Source organism: Amycolatopsis sp. NPDC104775 (assembly GCF_055583325.1).
This window is the reverse complement of sequence record NZ_JBVJOE010000002.1, coordinates 215882-231528: the sequence shown is the minus strand read 5'-3', so window position 1 is coordinate 231528 and position 15647 is coordinate 215882. Positions and strand designations below refer to the sequence as shown.

Sequence of the window (15647 nt, the reverse complement as noted above, 5' to 3'; positions counted from 1 at the left end):
GGACCCGACGGAGAGGAGGACCGGGTGGAGACGGTGATCACCACCGCGGCCGTCGTGCTCGCGCTGCTCCTGTGCGTCGCGGTTGTCGCGCTGTGGCGGCTGTACAACGACGGAATGCGCCGTGCCGACGCAGCGGCGCGGCTCGTGGCGGCGGAACGCGCGAAAGGCGATCAGCAACAGCTCGCGCTGCGCCGGTACGAAGTGGCGTTCGCGTCGATCCACGGCCGCGGCGAACTCGGCGAACAGGTGCTTGTGGAAACCGCGCGCGCACTCGGACTGCGGGAGGGACTGCACTTCACCCTGCAGACCGATTTGGGCGGCGGCGGAAGCGCGAAGCCCGACCTGGTGCTGAATGTCGGCGGCGGCCGGGCGGTACCGGTCGACGCGAAGGCGAGCATGGCCATCTGGGCGGAGGCGGTCGAGACCGACGACCCGGAGGAACGGCTCGACGCGCTGCGCGTCCACGTCCGGCAGCTGCGCTCCCGCGCGGCGGAGCTGGCGGGCAAGGGCTACCAGCGCTGGGCGGACGCGATCTACGGCACCATCATGTTCGTTCCATCCGACGCGGCCGTGGTCGCCGCCCTCGACACCGATCCCGAACTGCTGCGCTGGCTGATCGACCGCCGCGTTTTCCTGTGCGGCCCTACGGGATTCGGGGTGCTCGCGTCGGCGGCGCTGTTCGCCGCCAGCGACCGGGCGCTCGTCGAGGATGTCGAGCAAGTGCGCGCGGGCGCCGCCGCCGCGCACCGGGCCGCGGGCAACGCGGTCGAAGCGCTGAATCTGTCCACGACGCACCTGCAGCGCTTCGTCTCGGCCCGCCGCCGGGAACTCGAGGCACTGGAGACGTTCCGCGCGACGGTCGCGCCGCTCACCGACGCGTCGGGCAGTCCGGCGCCGGTGCCGCAACTGCGGAAGGGAGACGAGGTGACAGCTGGTTGAGGTTGCGGCGCGATGGCCGCAGGCTCGACAGTCGCGATCGGATGATCGACGGCGTGCTCTCGCGGGGCGGATCCGGCAGTTGTGGCTTGACGGTGCCGGGGCTCGCGGGACAGGTCCGGCAGTCGCGACCTGGCGATGCCGGGGTTACGGCCCGGAGCTCGTGGGACTCGAGCTGAGGCTTGAGGCTGGACCGCGATGTTGGGCGAGGCGGGATCTTCCGGTCTGCCGGCTTGGCGGCGCGGTGTCGGCGTCGGCTTTGACGGGCGCGGACGCGGCAATGCGGACTGGCAGCTTGTTTCGGGATAAGCGCGGTCGCGCGGCTCGCCTCGGGGCAAGCGCGGTCGGGCGGCTCTCCCGGGGAGAGGCGCGTGCGGCGGATCTGCCACGGGCAGGTGCCGTCGGGGCACCTCGGCTCAAGGCAGGCGTGGCAGCTCGCCCCGGGCAGGCGCAGTCCTGGCGGGACGGCCCCAGGCAGGCGCGGACCGGCGGCCGCGATCCGGCGGAAGGAGCTTCAGAGCGCGATCCGGTGGAGAGCGTCTGACGACGGGTCTGGCTGAGCGGTCTGGCACCGCCCGGCTCAGGCGTCGCCGTGAGAGCGTGAGTCGCGAGGTCGCGTGCCGCGGTGCGGAGGAGGGCGTCCACGGTGAGCTGAACGTCGTCTCGACGGTGATCCGCGAGCGCGTCGACGTTCAGGGCGGCCTGGCATGGGAGTCCGGATTGCCCGGAACGAACGGCTAAGTCCAGCTTGGACACTGCCGTCGCGGCGAGCGAAAGGGCAGGGTTCCGACGTCGCGCGGGCAGCATCCGCGCGCTCAGGCCGCTCACGGGAACGTCAATTCCCGGTCAAGTTCCAGAACGGCGAATGTTCCGGAACGGGACCGGTGGCGCCGCCGTCGCCGGGACTGGCTCGTGGCATAGCCTGGGGTCAGCGCGGGGCCGGGAATCGGGCGGACAGACCATACCGTCGGTATCACCGCTGGTCAGAGGTCTGGTCCACTGGTTCCCCGTCCGGCGGAGCGGGGCGAGAAGGCCGTACCGCGAGTACCGCTCGACCGAACGAACTGTCATGCGGTCGAGTGGCTGCCTCATGCTGTCCTCGGCAGTGCCAACAAGATCGTGACAAGTACGGGCTACGGTGTGCCTCGTGACCGCGATACGCGATCGCCAGAGCGATCCTGATGCCGATGACGCCCCCGTGCCGTGGGACGAGCGTCTCGTCGTCGGCACGAGGCGTGGCCTGCCCTGGTGGGCGGCTGTGCTCGTGGGCTTCGGCTTGGCAGTGCTCGGCGCCATCATCGACGAGAAGTCCACCGGCAGCCTCGGTTTTGTTTTCAAGGCGGGCTACTTCCTCGGGGCCGTGATCGCGGTCGGCGCGGTGCAAAGACGCGGGCTGTTCGGTCCGATGGTGCAGCCGCCGCTGGTGCTCGCCGTCACCGTGCCGGGCGTGGTGCTGCTGACCGGCGGGGGGCCGGAGGCCAGCGACACTCTGTCGAAGCTGCTCAACATCGGGACGCCGCTGATCAAGGGCTTCCCGACGATGGCGGTCACCACTGGCGTCACGTTGCTCTTCGGCTTCTTCCGGATCTACCGCGAACGCGACCCGGACGCGCCGGTCAAGCTCAAGGACGGCAAGGCCCCGCGCACCCGGGACGAGGACGACGACAAAGCCGCGAGCCGGCCGCGTTCGCGGCCGCCCGCCGGTCGTGCCGGTCAGCAGTCCGGTCAGACGCCGCTTCCGGGCAACCGTCGCCGTCCGCCGCGGGACCGGGATCTCGACGCTCCGCCTCCGCGCCGTCCGCGGCCGCCTGCTGACCCGGGCGCCCGTCCGCGGCGGGACCCGATGGACCCGAACGCTCCGCGAGGTGGCCGCAAGCCGCCGCCGGAGGGGCGTCGTCCGCGGCCGCCGGAGGGTGATCCGCGTCGTCGTGATCCGCGGGGCGACGCGCCGCCGCCCCGTCGTCGGCCGCGAGGGGACGAGCCGCCGCCCGGGCGTCCGCGTCCGCCTCGCCGGGAACCTCCGCGCCGCCAACGTCCTTGGGACGACGAGGGCTGATCCTCCGCGCCGCCAACCTCCTTAGGACCACGAGGGCTGATCCTCCGCGCCGCCAACGTCCTTAGGACGACAAGGGCTGACCAGGAACCGGGACATCGCTGTCAGACGGCAAAGGCCGCCGATCCACTCATCGGGATCGGCGGCCTTTTCGTTGCCGCGCAAGGTATCGCTGCGGCCAAGCGTGGTTCACGCGGTTCAGTGAACAGGCCCCGGGGCAGCCGGGATCTGCTGCTGCCCGAGCAGCGCGCCGAGGCCATCGGCGTACGGGACCGCCCAGGTCCGTCCCGAAAGGATCAGCTGTCGTCGCGGCGGCAAGAGGCAGCCAAAGCCGAAAACAGCCTCAGGACTCCGACTTAACAGCCTTCCGAAGCTCCTTCGGCAACGCGAACGCGATCTTCTCGTTCGCCGTGGTCACCTCGTCCACCTGTCCGTACCCGCGCTCGGCGAGCCACTTCAGCAGGTCCATCACCAGCACGTCCGGCACCGAGGCCCCCGACGTCACCCCGACCGTCGAAACGCCTTCCAGCCACGCCTCGTCGACCTCCGACGCGAAGTCGATCAGGTGCGAAGCCGACGCACCGGCCTTCAACGCGACCTCGACCAGCCGCTTCGAGTTCGACGAGTTCTTCGAGCCGACGACCAGCACCAGGTCGCACTCCGGGGCCATCGCCTTGACCGCGACCTGGCGGTTGGTGGTGGCGTAGCAGATGTCGTCGCTGGGCGGGTCGGCCAGAGTCGGGAAGCGTTCGCGAAGCTGGTCGACGCGTTCCATCGTCTCGTCCACCGACAGGGTGGTCTGCGACAGCCAGATCACCTTCGACGGATCGCGCACGTCGACCTTGTCGACGTCCTCGGGCTTGTCGACCAGCTGCACCTTCTCCGGAGCCTCGCCTGCCGTGCCCTCGACCTCCTCGTGGCCCTCGTGGCCGATCAGCAGGATGTCGTAGTCGTCCTTGGCGAACCGGTTGACCTCTTTGTGCACCTTGGTGACTAGCGGGCAGGTCGCGTCGATGGTGCGCAGGTTCCGCTCCGCGGCCTCGGCGTGCACCGCGGGCGAGACGCCGTGCGCGGAGAACACCACGAGCGCGCCCTCGGGCACCTCGGACGTCTCGTCGACGAAAATCACGCCGCGTTCGCGCAGGGTGTCGACGACGTGCCGGTTGTGCACGATTTCCTTGCGCACGTACACCGGCGGCCCGTACAGCTCGAGCGCTTTCTCGACGGCGACGACCGCGCGGTCAACGCCGGCGCAGTACCCGCGCGGCTTCGCGAGCAGCACGCGTTTGGCGGCGCCGGACCGGGTGATCGTCGGGGTACCGGCGGGTTCGGTTCCGGGACTCGCAGAAGTCATGCCTCCAGGGTACGGGCAGTGCCGATCCGGGGTCGAAGTCCTCGTTCGGATGATGGCGGCGGCCATTCAGGCTGTGCCGGGCGTCACGTCCGGCGCCCCTGGCCACCCGTTCGGTTGGGCAGGACGGCCTTGATGCGGCACGCTGGACCCATGAAGCCACTCCCGCTCCCCCTCCGGGTCGCCGCGGGCCTCGCCGTCACCACCGCCGAGCGGGTTCGTGAGCTCCCGAAGCAGCTCACCGGCCTGCCGGTCACCGTCGTGAGCCAGGTGCTGCAGCTGTCCATGCGCGTCCAGCAGCAGGTCACCGAGCTGGCCATCAAGGGCGACGACGCGCTGTCGATGCTGCGTCCCGTCGAGGACACGCCCAGCTGGGCCACGTTCGACGAGGACGTCGAGCCCGAATTCACTCCAGCGCGGCCCACGCTCGTGCCGGTCGACGACCTGCCCGAGCAGCACACCAACGGCCACCGCGCGCAGCCGCCGGATCTCGCCGCGGAAACCCTCGACGATCCGTGGGTCGAGGAGACCCGCGCGCTCGGCGAGGAACACCCCGAGGGCGAGAACGACAGCTCCGGTCCGGCCGGGCTGGGCAATTACGACGAGCTGACGCTGCCACAGCTGCGCGCCCGGCTGCGCCGGTTGACCGTGCCCCAGCTGGAAGAGCTGCTGGAGTACGAGAAGTCCCACGCGGACCGCGCGTCGTTCGTCGGCATGCTCGCGCGGCGGATCGGCAACGCGCGCAAGGCGGAAGAACAACCGGGCGACCCCGCGGAAGGCCAGTGAGCAACGATCCCGCTACCAGCGCGGAAAACCCGTGGCCGGTCCGTACTGTCGCGCGCAAGATTGGCGATTGGGTCCACCGGCTCGGCGACGTCTGGGTCGAGGGCCAGGTCACGCAGATGAACGCGCGGCCCGGCACGCAGACCGCGTTCCTGACCCTGCGCGACCCGTCCGCGGACGTCTCGATGTCCGTCACCTGTCCGATGTGGCTGGTGCGCGAGCTGCCGACGCCGCTGCGCGAAGGCGACCGGGTGGTCATCCACGCGAAGCCGTCGTTCTTCTTCGGCCGCGGCACGCTGAGCCTGCGCGCGGACCAGATCCGCGCGGTCGGCATCGGCGAACTGCTCGCGCGGATCGAACGGCTGCGCAAGCTGCTGGCCGCCGAAGGCATGTTCGCCCGCGAGCGGAAACGGCCGATTCCCTTTCTGCCCAAGGGAATCGGGCTGATCACCGGACGCGCGTCGGCGGCCGAGCGAGACGTGCTGGCGAACGCGCAGGCACGCTGGCCGCACGTGTTGTTCAAGGTGCTGAACACCGCCGTGCAGGGTTCGCAGGCGGTGCCGCAAATCCTCCGCGCACTGTCCATATTGGACAAAGATCCGGACGTCGACGTGATCGTCATCGCCCGCGGCGGCGGCAGCGTCGAGGACCTGCTGCCGTTCTCCGACGAAGCGCTGTGCCGGGCGGTCGCGGCCGCGGGCACGCCGATCGTCAGCGCCATCGGGCACGAGCCGGACACCCCGCTGCTCGACCACGTCGCCGACCTGCGCTGTTCCACGCCGACCGACGCGAGCAAGCGCATCGTGCCGGACGTTCGCGAGGAGACCGCGCGCGTGCGGCAGATGCGCGACCGCGGGCGGCGCGCGCTGCACGGCTGGGTCGACCGGGAGACGCGGCTGCTCACGCAGTTGCGCAGCCGTCCGTCGCTGGCCGATCCGCTGGGTCCGATCGAGCGCCGGCTCAGCGACGTCGAGATGCACCGCGAACGCGGCCGTCGCGCGATGCTCGGCCTGCTCGCCAAGGACCAGGCCGAGATCGCGAACGCGCGGGGCAGGCTGGCCGCGCTCGGCCCGGCGGCCACGATGCAGCGCGGGTACGCCGTCGTCCAATTCTCTGATTCCGAGGGCAACCTCCAGGTGCTCCGCTCCGTCTCCCAGATCGAGGATGGAGCGCAGCTGCGCGTGCGGGTCGCCGACGGAGCGGTCCGCGCGGTGGCCGAATCCGTCGAGCCGACGACACCCGCACCGGAAGGAGACCGGCCGTGACGCACCGGGCCCCGGCGTTCCTCCCGCTCACGGTGGACGCCGCCGCCCGGCTCAACGCCGGTCTCCTGCTGCGGCAGGCGTTGGTCACCGACCACGCCGCCGACGAATGCTGGACGGCCCTGCTAGCCGGCTGCGGCACTGCGGCCCGACGCGGTCTGGCACCTCAGCTCAGGCGGCTGTCCGAGGCGACGTCCGAGCACGTCGGCGTGCGGTGGTGGTTCGCCGAGGGGACCGGACACCGGCGGCGGGTGGCGAGCGCGCAGGAGAACCTCGAGGACGCCATCGCGGACGGTGACGGGCAGGAGTTCGCGCTGGCGTTTGTCGGGTACGACCACGCGATGGCGAGTGCGGTGGTCGCGTGCCCGCAGCGGGCGCGGCCCGGTTCCCCGGGAATGTCGGCCGAGCGCGGTAGTCTGCGCCGACAGCCCCGTGCACCACAAGGTCGGAGAACGTGAGCGAAGCAGACACCGCCGGACTCGGTTACGAGCAGGCCCGCGATCAGCTCGTCGAAGTGGTGAAGGAACTCGAGGCAGGCGGGCTTTCCCTGGAGCAGTCGCTCGAGCTGTGGGAGAAGGGCGAGCGGCTCGCCAAGGTGTGCGAGCGGCATCTGGAAGGCGCTCGCGAGCGGATCGAGGCCGCGCTGGCCTCGGTGGAGACTGACGACGACACAGAGTGACGTGCACCATGCGTTGCTGAATCGGTCAGGTGGTCTAAGGATCTGACAGACTGGGCACCCGCTGACGAACCGTGTTCCGGGAGGCCACCATGACCACCGCCAGTGACCGCAGCCGACGCGAAGCGCCTGATCGCAACCTCGCCATGGAACTGGTGCGGGTGACCGAGGCAGCCGCGATGGCGGCCGGCCGCTGGGTCGGCCGAGGCGACAAGATCGGCGGCGACGGGGCTGCCGTCGACGCGATGCGCCAGCTCGTCTCCACCGTCTCGATGCGTGGCGTCGTCGTCATCGGCGAGGGCGAGAAAGACGAAGCGCCGATGCTGTTCAACGGCGAAGAAGTCGGCAACGGCGACGGCCCGGACTGCGACGTCGCGGTCGACCCGGTCGATGGCACCACGCTCATGGCGAAGGGCATGCCGAACGCGCTGGCCGTGCTCGCCGTCGCGGAGCGGGGCGCGATGTTCGACCCGTCCGCGGTGTTCTACATGGAGAAGCTCGCCGTCGGCCCGGATGCGGCGGGCAAGGTGGACATTTCCGCCCCGGTCGCGGAGAACATCCGGCGCGTGGCGAAGGCGAAGAACTCCAGCGTCAGCGACGTGACGGTCTGCATCCTCGACCGGCCACGCCACGACCAGCTGGTCAAAGAGGTCCGCGAGGCGGGGGCACGGATCCGGTTCATCTCCGACGGCGACGTCGCGGGCGCGATCGCCGCGGCCCGGCCGACCACCGGCGTCGACATGCTGCTCGGCATCGGTGGCACGCCCGAGGGCATCATCGCCGCGTGCGCGATGAAGTGCCTCGGCGGCGAACTGCAGGGCAGGCTGTGGCCGAAGGACGACGCGGAGCGCGAGAAGGCTCTCGACGCCGGCCACGATCTCGACCGGATCCTGCTCAACGACGACCTGGTCACCGGGGACAACGTGTTCTTCTGCGCGACCGGCGTCACCGACGGCGACCTGCTGCGCGGGGTCCACTACCGGGCGGGCGGCGCGACGACGCAGTCGATCGTCATGCGGTCCAAGTCCGGGACGGTCAGAATGATCGACGGCTACCACCGGCTCGAGAAGCTGCGGGCGTACTCGTCCGTCAACTTCGACGGCAACCTCGACCTCGACGAGGACGAGCACGTGGTGCCTCCGCTTCCCTGATCTGCCAAGGAGTTCCCCGGTGTCGAAACGGCTGTTCGCGCTGGTGCTGACCGTCCTCACCGGCGTCGCGCTCAGCGCGGGCAGCGCTTCGGCCGGGCCCGCGATCGTCGGCGGGGCCGACGCGGATCAGCCCTACCCGTTCGCGGTCTCCCTGCACACCTCCGGCGGCGCGCAGTTCTGCGGCGGTGCGCTGCTCACGCCGACCTGGGTGGTCACCGCGGCACACTGCCTGTCCGCGAAGGACCCGGCGACGATCGGGCTGCGCGTCGGCAGCAACAACGCGGACGAGGGCGGGGAGACCCCGAAAGCGGCGGAATTCGTGCTGCATCCGCATTTCAACGCCGAAACGCAAACTGGTGACGTCGGCCTGATCCGGCTGACCGCACCGGTGAAGGCCGCGCCGATCGCGATCAGCGGTTCGGCCGCCCCGGGCACGGCGGTCCGGATAATCGGCTGGGGCCAGACGTGCGCGACGCCGCAGTGCGGCCCGGTGTCGAAAACTTTGCGCCAGCTCGACACACATCTGGTGCCGGGCGAGAAATGCACCGCGGCGTTCGACGGAACGTCCGAGCTGTGCACAGACAGCCCCGGCGGATCCGGTTCGTGCTATGGCGATTCCGGCGGCCCGGAACTGATCCGCGACGGCGACCGGTGGACGCTGGCCGGAATGGTCAGCCGCCCGGGAAACGGGTCGCCGACGTGCGGATCAGCGCCGTCGATCGCGTCGTCGGCGGTGGCGTATCAGCCTTGGCTGGCGGAGAAAACCGGCTGATTCATTCGACGTTGCTCGAATGCCCCGGGAACAAATGCGCCTCGGGATTCAACGCCACCGCGATGTTGTTCACCGCCGTAGCCGCCTCCCCGAATCCGGTCGCGATCAGTTTCACCTTCCCCGGATAAGCCGCCACATCGCCCGCCGCGTAAACGCGCGGCCGCGCGGTCGCCATAGTCGAATCCACCGAAATCGCGCGGTGATCGATTTCCAGCCCCCAGCTTTCGATCGGCCCCAAATCCGCGGTGAAGCCCAGAGCCGCCACTACAGCGTCCGCGCGCAGCTGTTCGTCCGCACCGCCCTTCACCGTCACGTCGACCGCCTGCAACGAGCCGTCCGGGGCTTCGACGAACCGGGCGACCTCCGCGTCCGTGACCAGCCGTACGCCCAGCTCCCGCACCTGCCGCACGATCGATTCCGCCGCCCGGAATTTCGCGCGCCGGTGCACGAGCGTCACGCTCGCCGCGACCGGATGCAGCGCCAGGCACCAGTCGAACGCCGAGTCCCCGCCGCCGACCACGACGACGTGCTGGCCCGCGTGGGCCGCGAGCGACGGGACGAAATGGACCATTCCGCGACCGAGCCAGCCGTCTCCGGCGGGCAGCGGGCGCGGTGTGAATTCGCCGATGCCCGCGGTGATCAGGACCGCGCCCGCGCGCAGCACGTCGCCGCCGTCGAGGGTCAGCTCCAGTCCCCCGTCGACGCTCTCCAGCTTTTCCGCCTTGCGGCCGAGCAGGTAGTCCGGCTTCCACGGCGCGGCCTGGTCCACCAAGCCCTGCACGAGATCGCGGCCGCGGACCGCGGGGAACCCGCCGACGTCATAGATCATCTTCTCCGGATACATCGCGGTGACCTGGCCGCCCGGTTCGGGCAGCGAATCGACCACGGCCATCGACAGGCCGCGGAATCCCGCGTAGTAGGCGGCGAAGAGGCCGGTGGGACCGGCTCCGATGACGACGAGGTCGTAATCCATGAGGCTCGCTCCATGCCAGTGGTGGGTGGCGGTGATCGAGAACACAACCGAGCCTACCGGGGTGGGCGACAACACCCGGCCAGGTGAGCGAATCGGGGCCAGAATCGGGGGTATGGCTGAACAGGAATACCGGATCGAACACGACACGATGGGTGAGGTCCGCGTCCCGGTCGACGCGCTCTACCGCGCGCAGACCCAGCGTGCCGTCGAGAACTTTCCCATCTCCGGCCGCGGTCTCGAGCGCGCCCAGATCCGCGCGCTGGGCCTGTTGAAGGCCGCCGCCGCCCGCGTGAACGCGCGTCTTGGCGTCCTGGACGCCGACGTCGCCGACGCGATCGCCAAGGCCGCCGACGAGGTCGCCGAGGGCAAGCACGACGAGCATTTCCCGATCGACGTCTTCCAGACCGGCTCGGGCACCTCGTCCAACATGAACGCGAACGAGGTCATCGCGACGCTGGCGACTCGGGCGCTCGGCCGCGACGTGCATCCGAACGACCACGTCAACGCGTCGCAATCGTCCAACGACACCTTCCCGACGACGATCCACGTCGCCGCCACCGAGGCTGTCCTCACCGACGTCATCCCGGCGCTGGAGCACCTCGCCGGTGCGATCGAGGCGCGCGCCGAAGAGTGGCAGGACGTCGTCAAGTCCGGCCGTACGCACCTGATGGACGCCGTACCGATCACCCTCGGCCAGGAGGCGGGCGCGTGGGCCGCGCAGATCCGGTTCGGCATCGAACGGCTGCAGTCCGGCCTGCCGCGGCTGGGCGAACTGCCGATCGGCGGCACCGCGGTCGGCTCCGGCCTGAACGCTCCCGACGGCTTCGGCGCAGCGGTGTCGGCCGAACTGGCGCAGATCACCGGCTTGCCGCTCACCGAGGCACGCAACCACTTCGAGGCGCAGGCGACGCAGGACAGCGTGGTCGAGACCTCCGGGCACCTGCGCACGATCGCGGTGTCGCTGAACAAGATCGCGAACGACCTGCGCTGGCTGGGCTCGGGCCCGCGAACCGGGCTGGCCGAACTGGCGCTGCCGGACCTGCAGCCGGGTTCGTCGATCATGCCGGGCAAGGTCAACCCGGTCATTCCGGAAGCGACGCTGCAGGTCGTCGCGCAGGTCGTCGGCAATGACGCGGCGGTCGCGTTCGCCGGTGCGGCGGGCAACTTCCAGCTCAACGTGAACCTGCCGGTCATCGCGCGCAACGTGCTCGAATCGGCGCGGCTGCTCGCGGCCGTCTCGCGGTTGTTGGCGGACAAGGTGTTCGCCGGGGTCACCGCGAACGTCGAGCGTGCTCAGCAGTACGCCGAGGGGTCGCCGTCGATCGTCACGCCGCTCAACAAGTACATCGGCTACGAGGAAGCGGCCGCAGTGGCGAAGCAGGCGCTCAAGGAACTCAAGACGATCCGCGAGGTGGTGCTGGAGCGCGGGTATGTCCGCGACGGCAAGCTCACCGAAGCGCAGTTGGACGAGGCGCTGGACGTGCTGCGGATGGCGCGCGGCGGCAAGTAGCGTTCAGCAGGTCGTAGCGGCTCGTTCGGGCAATTCCGGGCGAGCCGCTTCGCGTTTCCACAGTCCACATGCGACTCCCGCAGCAACTAGCGTGACGCCTGCCAAATCCTTGAGCTCGAACCGTTGCGCGCCGATCAACACCGCGACAGTCAGCCCGGCCACCGGCATCAGTCCGATCAGGACGCCTGCCCGGTCCGCACCCAACTCCACGACGCAGCTGTACCAGAGCACAAAAGCCACTGCGGTCACCACGACAGCCAGCACCAGCAACGCGACAAGTTCGCGCGTGTTCGGCCACTGCCAAGCTCCGGCTGGATCGACTACCGTCCCAACCACGGCACCGCTTGCCGCAGCGGTGAAACAGCTCCACGTCGAAGTCGCCAACGGCCCGAGCCGGCGTAGCAATCCCACCGCGAGCAGGGTGAACGACGCCTCGCACAACATCGCCAGCGCGGCCAGCAACAACCCTGGCGCGGAAGCGGATCCGCCGCCGGACAGCACCACGATCCCGAGCCCGGCCAGCACCGCGCCGACGACCGGGGCGGCGGACGGACGGCGACCGTCGAGCATCGGCGCGAGCAGCGCGAGCACGAGCGGGCTGGCCCCGAGAAACGCCGCCACCGCACTGGGTTCCGCGTAGCGCTGCGCCAGCAGCAGGCAGGCCTGGAACCCGATCATCCCGGTCGCGGCGAGGCCGAGCAGGGTCGGCAGATCGCCCAGTTTCGGCCGTGGCAGCGGACTGCGCGTCGCCTTCGCCCAACCCAGCAGCAGAAGGCCGCCGAGGGCGTACCGCAACGCCTGCCCGGTGATCACCGGATATCCGTCCAGCATGCCGGTGACCGGCACCGATCCGCCGACCAGCACCGCGCCGGCCACTCCTGAAAGCACCATCGACCGTTTCACGCCGTTCAGTTTTCAGTCGTGAGTGGTCTATTCAGAAGGACCACTCCGTCCTGGTCTAACTGGACCACTTCGTCGTACTGTCGTGCTGGTGGAAACCATCCGCGAGCTGCTCCTGCCCGCCGCCACCGGAGGACGCCGGGGGCGCGCCGTCGAGGCCGCATTGCGCGACGCGATCCGTACCGGACGGCTGGCTGCCGGCACGCGACTGCCGTCGAGCCGCGATCTCGCGCGCCAACTCGGGGTCGCGCGCGGCACCATCACCGCGCTGTACGAGCAGCTCACTGCCGAGGGTTACCTGCTGAGCAAGCACGGTTCGGGCACTCGCGTGGCGCCGATCGACGATGTCGCGCCACTTCCCCGGGCAAGCACGGCGAAAGCGCCGACGTGGGAGTTCAACCTGCGTCCCGGACTGCCCGCGTTGTCCGCGTTCCCCCGCGTCGAATGGCTTGCCGCCGAACGAGAAGCCCTGAACGCGACACCTGATCTCGGTCTCGGCTACCCCGATCCGACCGGACACCCCGCGTTGCGCGCGGAACTGGCCGCCTACCTCGGACGGGTCCGCGCGCTGCCGACGAACCCGGACGACATCGTGATCACCAGCGGAGCCGCGGAAGCGTTGTCGCTGCTGGCCAACGCCTTGCCGAACCAGCGCATCGCGGTCGAAGACCCGAGCCACCACGGCCAAGCGATGCTGCTGCGCGACCACGGGCTGACTCCCGTCGGTATTCCGGTCGACGACAAGGGTCTCAACGTCGACGCATTGTCCACTTCGGACTGTTCCGTCGTGCTGGTCACCGCCGCGCACCAGTTCCCGCTCGGCGTCGCGCTGCATCCGGATCGCCGTCGGCAACTGCTGGCCTGGGCAGCCGAAACCGGCGGTCTCATCCTCGAAGACGACTACGACGCCGAGCATCGTTACGACCGTCCCGCTCTCGGCGCGATGCGCGCACTCGCACCCGATCATGTCGCGTACATCGGCAGCGTCAGCAAGGTACTCGCACCAGCGTTGCGGATCGGCTGGCTCATTCCGCCGCGGCGATTGCGCGACGCGGTGGCCCGGGTCAAGGAAATGCACGACCTCGGTTGCCCGCCGCTTCCGCAGGCCGCACTCGCGCAATTGATCGCCACCGGCGGTTACGACCGGCATCTGCGCCGTACCCGGCGGCTGTACCGCGCTCGCCGGGACGCGCTCATCGACGCGCTCGCCCAGCGGTTGCCGCGGTGGCAGCCGGTCGGGATCGCCGCCGGATTGCACCTGGTCGTCCGGCTCCCGGACGGCACCAATGACGTGCGGCTGCAGGAAAAACTCGCCGCGGCAGGCGTGTACGCACCGGCTTTGTCGACTTATTCCCATGCCGCGGCGGGATATCCAGGCCTCGTGCTCGGATACGCCGCGCTTCCGCCGGACCGGCTCCGCGCCGCCGTCGAGCGGATCGCATCGGCTGGCTGAACCGCTGGTGAACACCTGGTGCACCGGGGAGGGGTCCCTGGGTTGACGCTTACTGTGGACATTCTCGGGAGCGGCCAGGGGGAGGCGAGGCGTGAGCTTCGGAGATGTCCTGCGAGCGCTCGCCGACGTGCTCACATCCGATCGCGGCATCGTGCCGATCGCGGTCGTCGCGGGCACGACGATCCTCGCCCCGATCGTCGACCGTTACGTGATCCGGCGCAGGCGCGTCATCTACCGCGAGCTGTACAACTCCAAGATCGGCCTCAACCCGATCCCGCTCGGCGACTCAGCCCACGGTGCGGTGCAAGCGGATCCGCAACTCGAACGCACCGTGCGGCTGCTGGAACCGCTCAGCGTGGTCGTGATCCGCATCCGCAACACCGGCAGCTTCGACATCGGCCCGGACGACTGGGAACATCCGCTGCAGTTCACCTTCGGCCGGAGGGTGGTGTGGGACGCGCGCGTGTCTGACGCCAAGGACGGTCTGCGTGAAGTGGTGCGAAACGGGCTTGAATTCTTTACTCATGATCAGCCTACGCCGGAAAACGGAACCGCGCGACTGTCCGGCGTGCGAGCGTTGCTGCCGCAGCGGCTGACCGCTCTGCTGCGGCAACCTGACGCGCCGGTCGCCGCGGCACCGCAATGGCACGGCGTCCGTCTTGAGCAGCTTTCGTTGAAACGGCGGGAAAAGTTCAAGCTCGTGGTCGTGCTGCGCGAGCCGGACGACTGGCGCGGCGGGCCGCTGTCCAAGGAACTGGACGTCACCGGACGGATCAGCGGCGGACGGATCAAAGACGAACGCAAGCAACGCTGGCTGTCGTGGCCGATGGTCACCGGAGCGATCGGGGTGTTGCTGACCGGGTCGTTGCTCAGCATGCTCCTCGTCGCCGCGTCACGCGGACCCGAACCCGGTTGCGGCACCGGAACCCTTGCGGTGCACGGATCCAGCGCCTTCGCACGGATCATGAACAGCATCGCGACGGAATACCACCGGCAGTGTCCCGGTGCGACGATCACGACGCAAGCGGTCGGAAGCGTGTCCGCGGTGCGTGAGCTGGGACCGTTGCCCGCGGACCAAAAAGACAGCTTGGCAGTGCTGTCCGACGGCAAAGCCGCCGACGCCGGGCCGGATCTGGTCACGCAACCGGTCGCGGTGCTCGTGTACAGCCTGGTAGTGAACAACTCCGTCGGCGTCGACCATCTGAACGGCGAGCAAGTGCGCGGCATTTTCAGCGGGAAGTACACCAACTGGGCGCAACTGCGCGACGGTCCGCCGGTCCCGATCCGGGTCGTCGGGCGCGGGCAGGAATCGGGCACGCGCAAGACTTTCGAAGAGAAGGTGCTGGGCGCGGCCGAGCCAGGGCTGTCCTCAGACGACTGCCGGACCCCGACCCGCGACCCGCGCGCCGCGGTGGTGCGCTGCGAACGCGGCACGACCGACGACCTGCTGCGCGCGGTCGGCGACACTCCCGGCGCGATCGGTTACGCGGACGTTCCAGCGGCCAAGATCGCCGCGGCGGGCAGCCGGGTCGCCATGGCGAAACTCGACGACCGCTACCCCGACGTGACCAGTATCGACGCTGGTTATCGCTTCTGGACGGTGGAGTACCTCTACACCAAGGGCGTGCCGGAGAACGACTCGCTGCTCAAGCAGTTCATCGACTATCTGCGCAGCAGCACGGCGCGGGCGGAACTGCAGGACGCAGGGTACACGCCATGTGTGACAAAACAGGGGCTGCTGGACCAGTACTGCACTCGTCCGGATGCCTGACCAGTTCTTTTTCACCCGGTCGAGGCTGGAGCGGGAGTTTTTGTCGGTGGCGCGGG

Annotated in this window: 15 protein-coding genes; 12 read left to right on the top strand and 3 right to left on the bottom strand. The window is 69.7% G+C overall.

Going from position 1 to position 15647, the window contains the following annotated elements; genetic code table 11:
* Positions 1 to 24: 24 nt before the first annotated feature.
* From rmuC to ACZ63D_RS09905, 3 genes are all read left to right on the top strand, one after another.
* Positions 25 to 939: a DNA recombination protein RmuC gene (gene rmuC, locus ACZ63D_RS09915; protein WP_465353919.1), complete on the top strand. Its 915-nt coding sequence runs from the start codon at positions 25 to 27 to the stop codon at positions 937 to 939.
* Between the two features lie 597 nt (positions 940 to 1536).
* Positions 1537 to 1677 (top strand): hypothetical protein, encoded by a 141-nt coding sequence (locus tag ACZ63D_RS09910; RefSeq protein WP_465353918.1) that lies wholly within the window; start codon positions 1537 to 1539, stop codon positions 1675 to 1677.
* 406 nt (positions 1678 to 2083) lie between these two features.
* Positions 2084 to 2992 carry a DUF6542 domain-containing protein gene (locus ACZ63D_RS09905; RefSeq protein ID WP_465353917.1) on the top strand — a complete coding sequence of 303 codons (909 nt, stop codon included), beginning with the start codon at positions 2084 to 2086 and terminating at the stop codon, positions 2990 to 2992.
* A gap of 340 nt (positions 2993 to 3332) precedes the next feature.
* On the opposite strand, the gene ACZ63D_RS09900 is transcribed toward ACZ63D_RS09905, so the two are convergent.
* The gene (locus tag ACZ63D_RS09900) at positions 3333 to 4343 is read right to left on the bottom strand and encodes a 4-hydroxy-3-methylbut-2-enyl diphosphate reductase (RefSeq protein WP_465353916.1); all 1011 of its coding nucleotides are present in this window, start codon (positions 4341 to 4343) and stop codon (positions 3333 to 3335) included.
* 150 nt (positions 4344 to 4493) lie between these two features.
* Between ACZ63D_RS09900 and ACZ63D_RS09895 the strand changes: the two genes are divergently transcribed.
* From ACZ63D_RS09895 to ACZ63D_RS09870, 6 genes are all read left to right on the top strand, one after another.
* Complete coding sequence (locus ACZ63D_RS09895; protein WP_465353915.1) at positions 4494 to 5126, top strand: lipid droplet-associated protein; 633 nt, start codon at positions 4494 to 4496, stop codon at positions 5124 to 5126.
* On the top strand, positions 5123 to 6388 hold the full coding sequence (gene xseA / locus ACZ63D_RS09890) for an exodeoxyribonuclease VII large subunit (protein ID WP_465353914.1): 1266 nt from the start codon (positions 5123 to 5125) through the stop codon (positions 6386 to 6388). Before ACZ63D_RS09895 ends, xseA begins: the two co-directional genes overlap by 4 nt.
* A complete protein-coding gene (locus ACZ63D_RS09885) occupies positions 6385 to 6843 on the top strand; it encodes a hypothetical protein (RefSeq protein ID WP_465353913.1) in 459 nt (152 codons plus the stop codon). The genes xseA and ACZ63D_RS09885 overlap by 4 nt, the downstream gene beginning before the upstream one ends.
* The gene (locus tag ACZ63D_RS09880; protein ID WP_037367840.1) at positions 6840 to 7064 is read left to right on the top strand and encodes an exodeoxyribonuclease VII small subunit; all 225 of its coding nucleotides are present in this window, start codon (positions 6840 to 6842) and stop codon (positions 7062 to 7064) included. Before ACZ63D_RS09885 ends, ACZ63D_RS09880 begins: the two co-directional genes overlap by 4 nt.
* Positions 7065 to 7153: 89 nt before the next feature.
* Positions 7154 to 8212: a class II fructose-bisphosphatase gene (gene glpX / locus ACZ63D_RS09875; RefSeq protein ID WP_465353912.1), complete on the top strand. Its 1059-nt coding sequence runs from the start codon at positions 7154 to 7156 to the stop codon at positions 8210 to 8212.
* 19 nt (positions 8213 to 8231) lie between these two features.
* A complete protein-coding gene (locus tag ACZ63D_RS09870; protein WP_465353911.1) occupies positions 8232 to 8984 on the top strand; it encodes a S1 family peptidase in 753 nt (250 codons plus the stop codon).
* A 1-nt stretch (position 8985) separates the two neighbouring features.
* Here ACZ63D_RS09870 and ACZ63D_RS09865 read toward each other — a convergent pair whose 3' ends face one another.
* Positions 8986 to 9957, bottom strand: coding sequence for an NAD(P)/FAD-dependent oxidoreductase (locus ACZ63D_RS09865; protein WP_465353910.1), 972 nt, complete (start codon positions 9955 to 9957; stop codon positions 8986 to 8988).
* Between the two features lie 112 nt (positions 9958 to 10069).
* On the opposite strand from ACZ63D_RS09865, the gene ACZ63D_RS09860 reads away from it, so the two are divergent.
* Positions 10070 to 11467: a class II fumarate hydratase gene (locus ACZ63D_RS09860; protein WP_465353909.1), complete on the top strand. Its 1398-nt coding sequence runs from the start codon at positions 10070 to 10072 to the stop codon at positions 11465 to 11467.
* Positions 11468 to 11470: 3 nt separating this feature from the next.
* On the opposite strand, the gene ACZ63D_RS09855 is transcribed toward ACZ63D_RS09860, so the two are convergent.
* On the bottom strand, positions 11471 to 12370 hold the full coding sequence (locus ACZ63D_RS09855) for a DMT family transporter (RefSeq protein ID WP_465353908.1): 900 nt from the start codon (positions 12368 to 12370) through the stop codon (positions 11471 to 11473).
* 88 nt (positions 12371 to 12458) lie between these two features.
* On the opposite strand from ACZ63D_RS09855, the gene pdxR reads away from it, so the two are divergent.
* Positions 12459 to 13820 (top strand): MocR-like pyridoxine biosynthesis transcription factor PdxR, encoded by a 1362-nt coding sequence (gene pdxR, locus ACZ63D_RS09850; protein ID WP_465353907.1) that lies wholly within the window; start codon positions 12459 to 12461, stop codon positions 13818 to 13820.
* 91 nt (positions 13821 to 13911) lie between these two features.
* Positions 13912 to 15591, top strand: a complete 1680-nt coding sequence (locus ACZ63D_RS09845) for a PstS family phosphate ABC transporter substrate-binding protein (RefSeq protein WP_465353906.1) — start codon at positions 13912 to 13914, stop codon at positions 15589 to 15591.
* Positions 15592 to 15647 lie beyond the last annotated feature (56 nt).

Bases quoted from the DNA above. Each gene is read 5' to 3' on its own strand.
- glpX (WP_465353912.1), top strand. From the start codon at position 7,154: ATGACCACCGCCAGTGACCGCAGCCGACGCGAAGCGCCTGATCGCAAC.
- ACZ63D_RS09865 (WP_465353910.1), bottom strand. From the start codon at position 9,957: ATGGATTACGACCTCGTCGTCATCGGAGCCGGTCCCACCGGCCTCTTC.
- ACZ63D_RS09860 (WP_465353909.1), top strand. From the start codon at position 10,070: ATGGCTGAACAGGAATACCGGATCGAACACGACACGATGGGTGAGGTC.
- ACZ63D_RS09900 (WP_465353916.1), bottom strand. From the start codon at position 4,343: ATGACTTCTGCGAGTCCCGGAACCGAACCCGCCGGTACCCCGACGATC.
- ACZ63D_RS09895 (WP_465353915.1), top strand. From the start codon at position 4,494: ATGAAGCCACTCCCGCTCCCCCTCCGGGTCGCCGCGGGCCTCGCCGTC.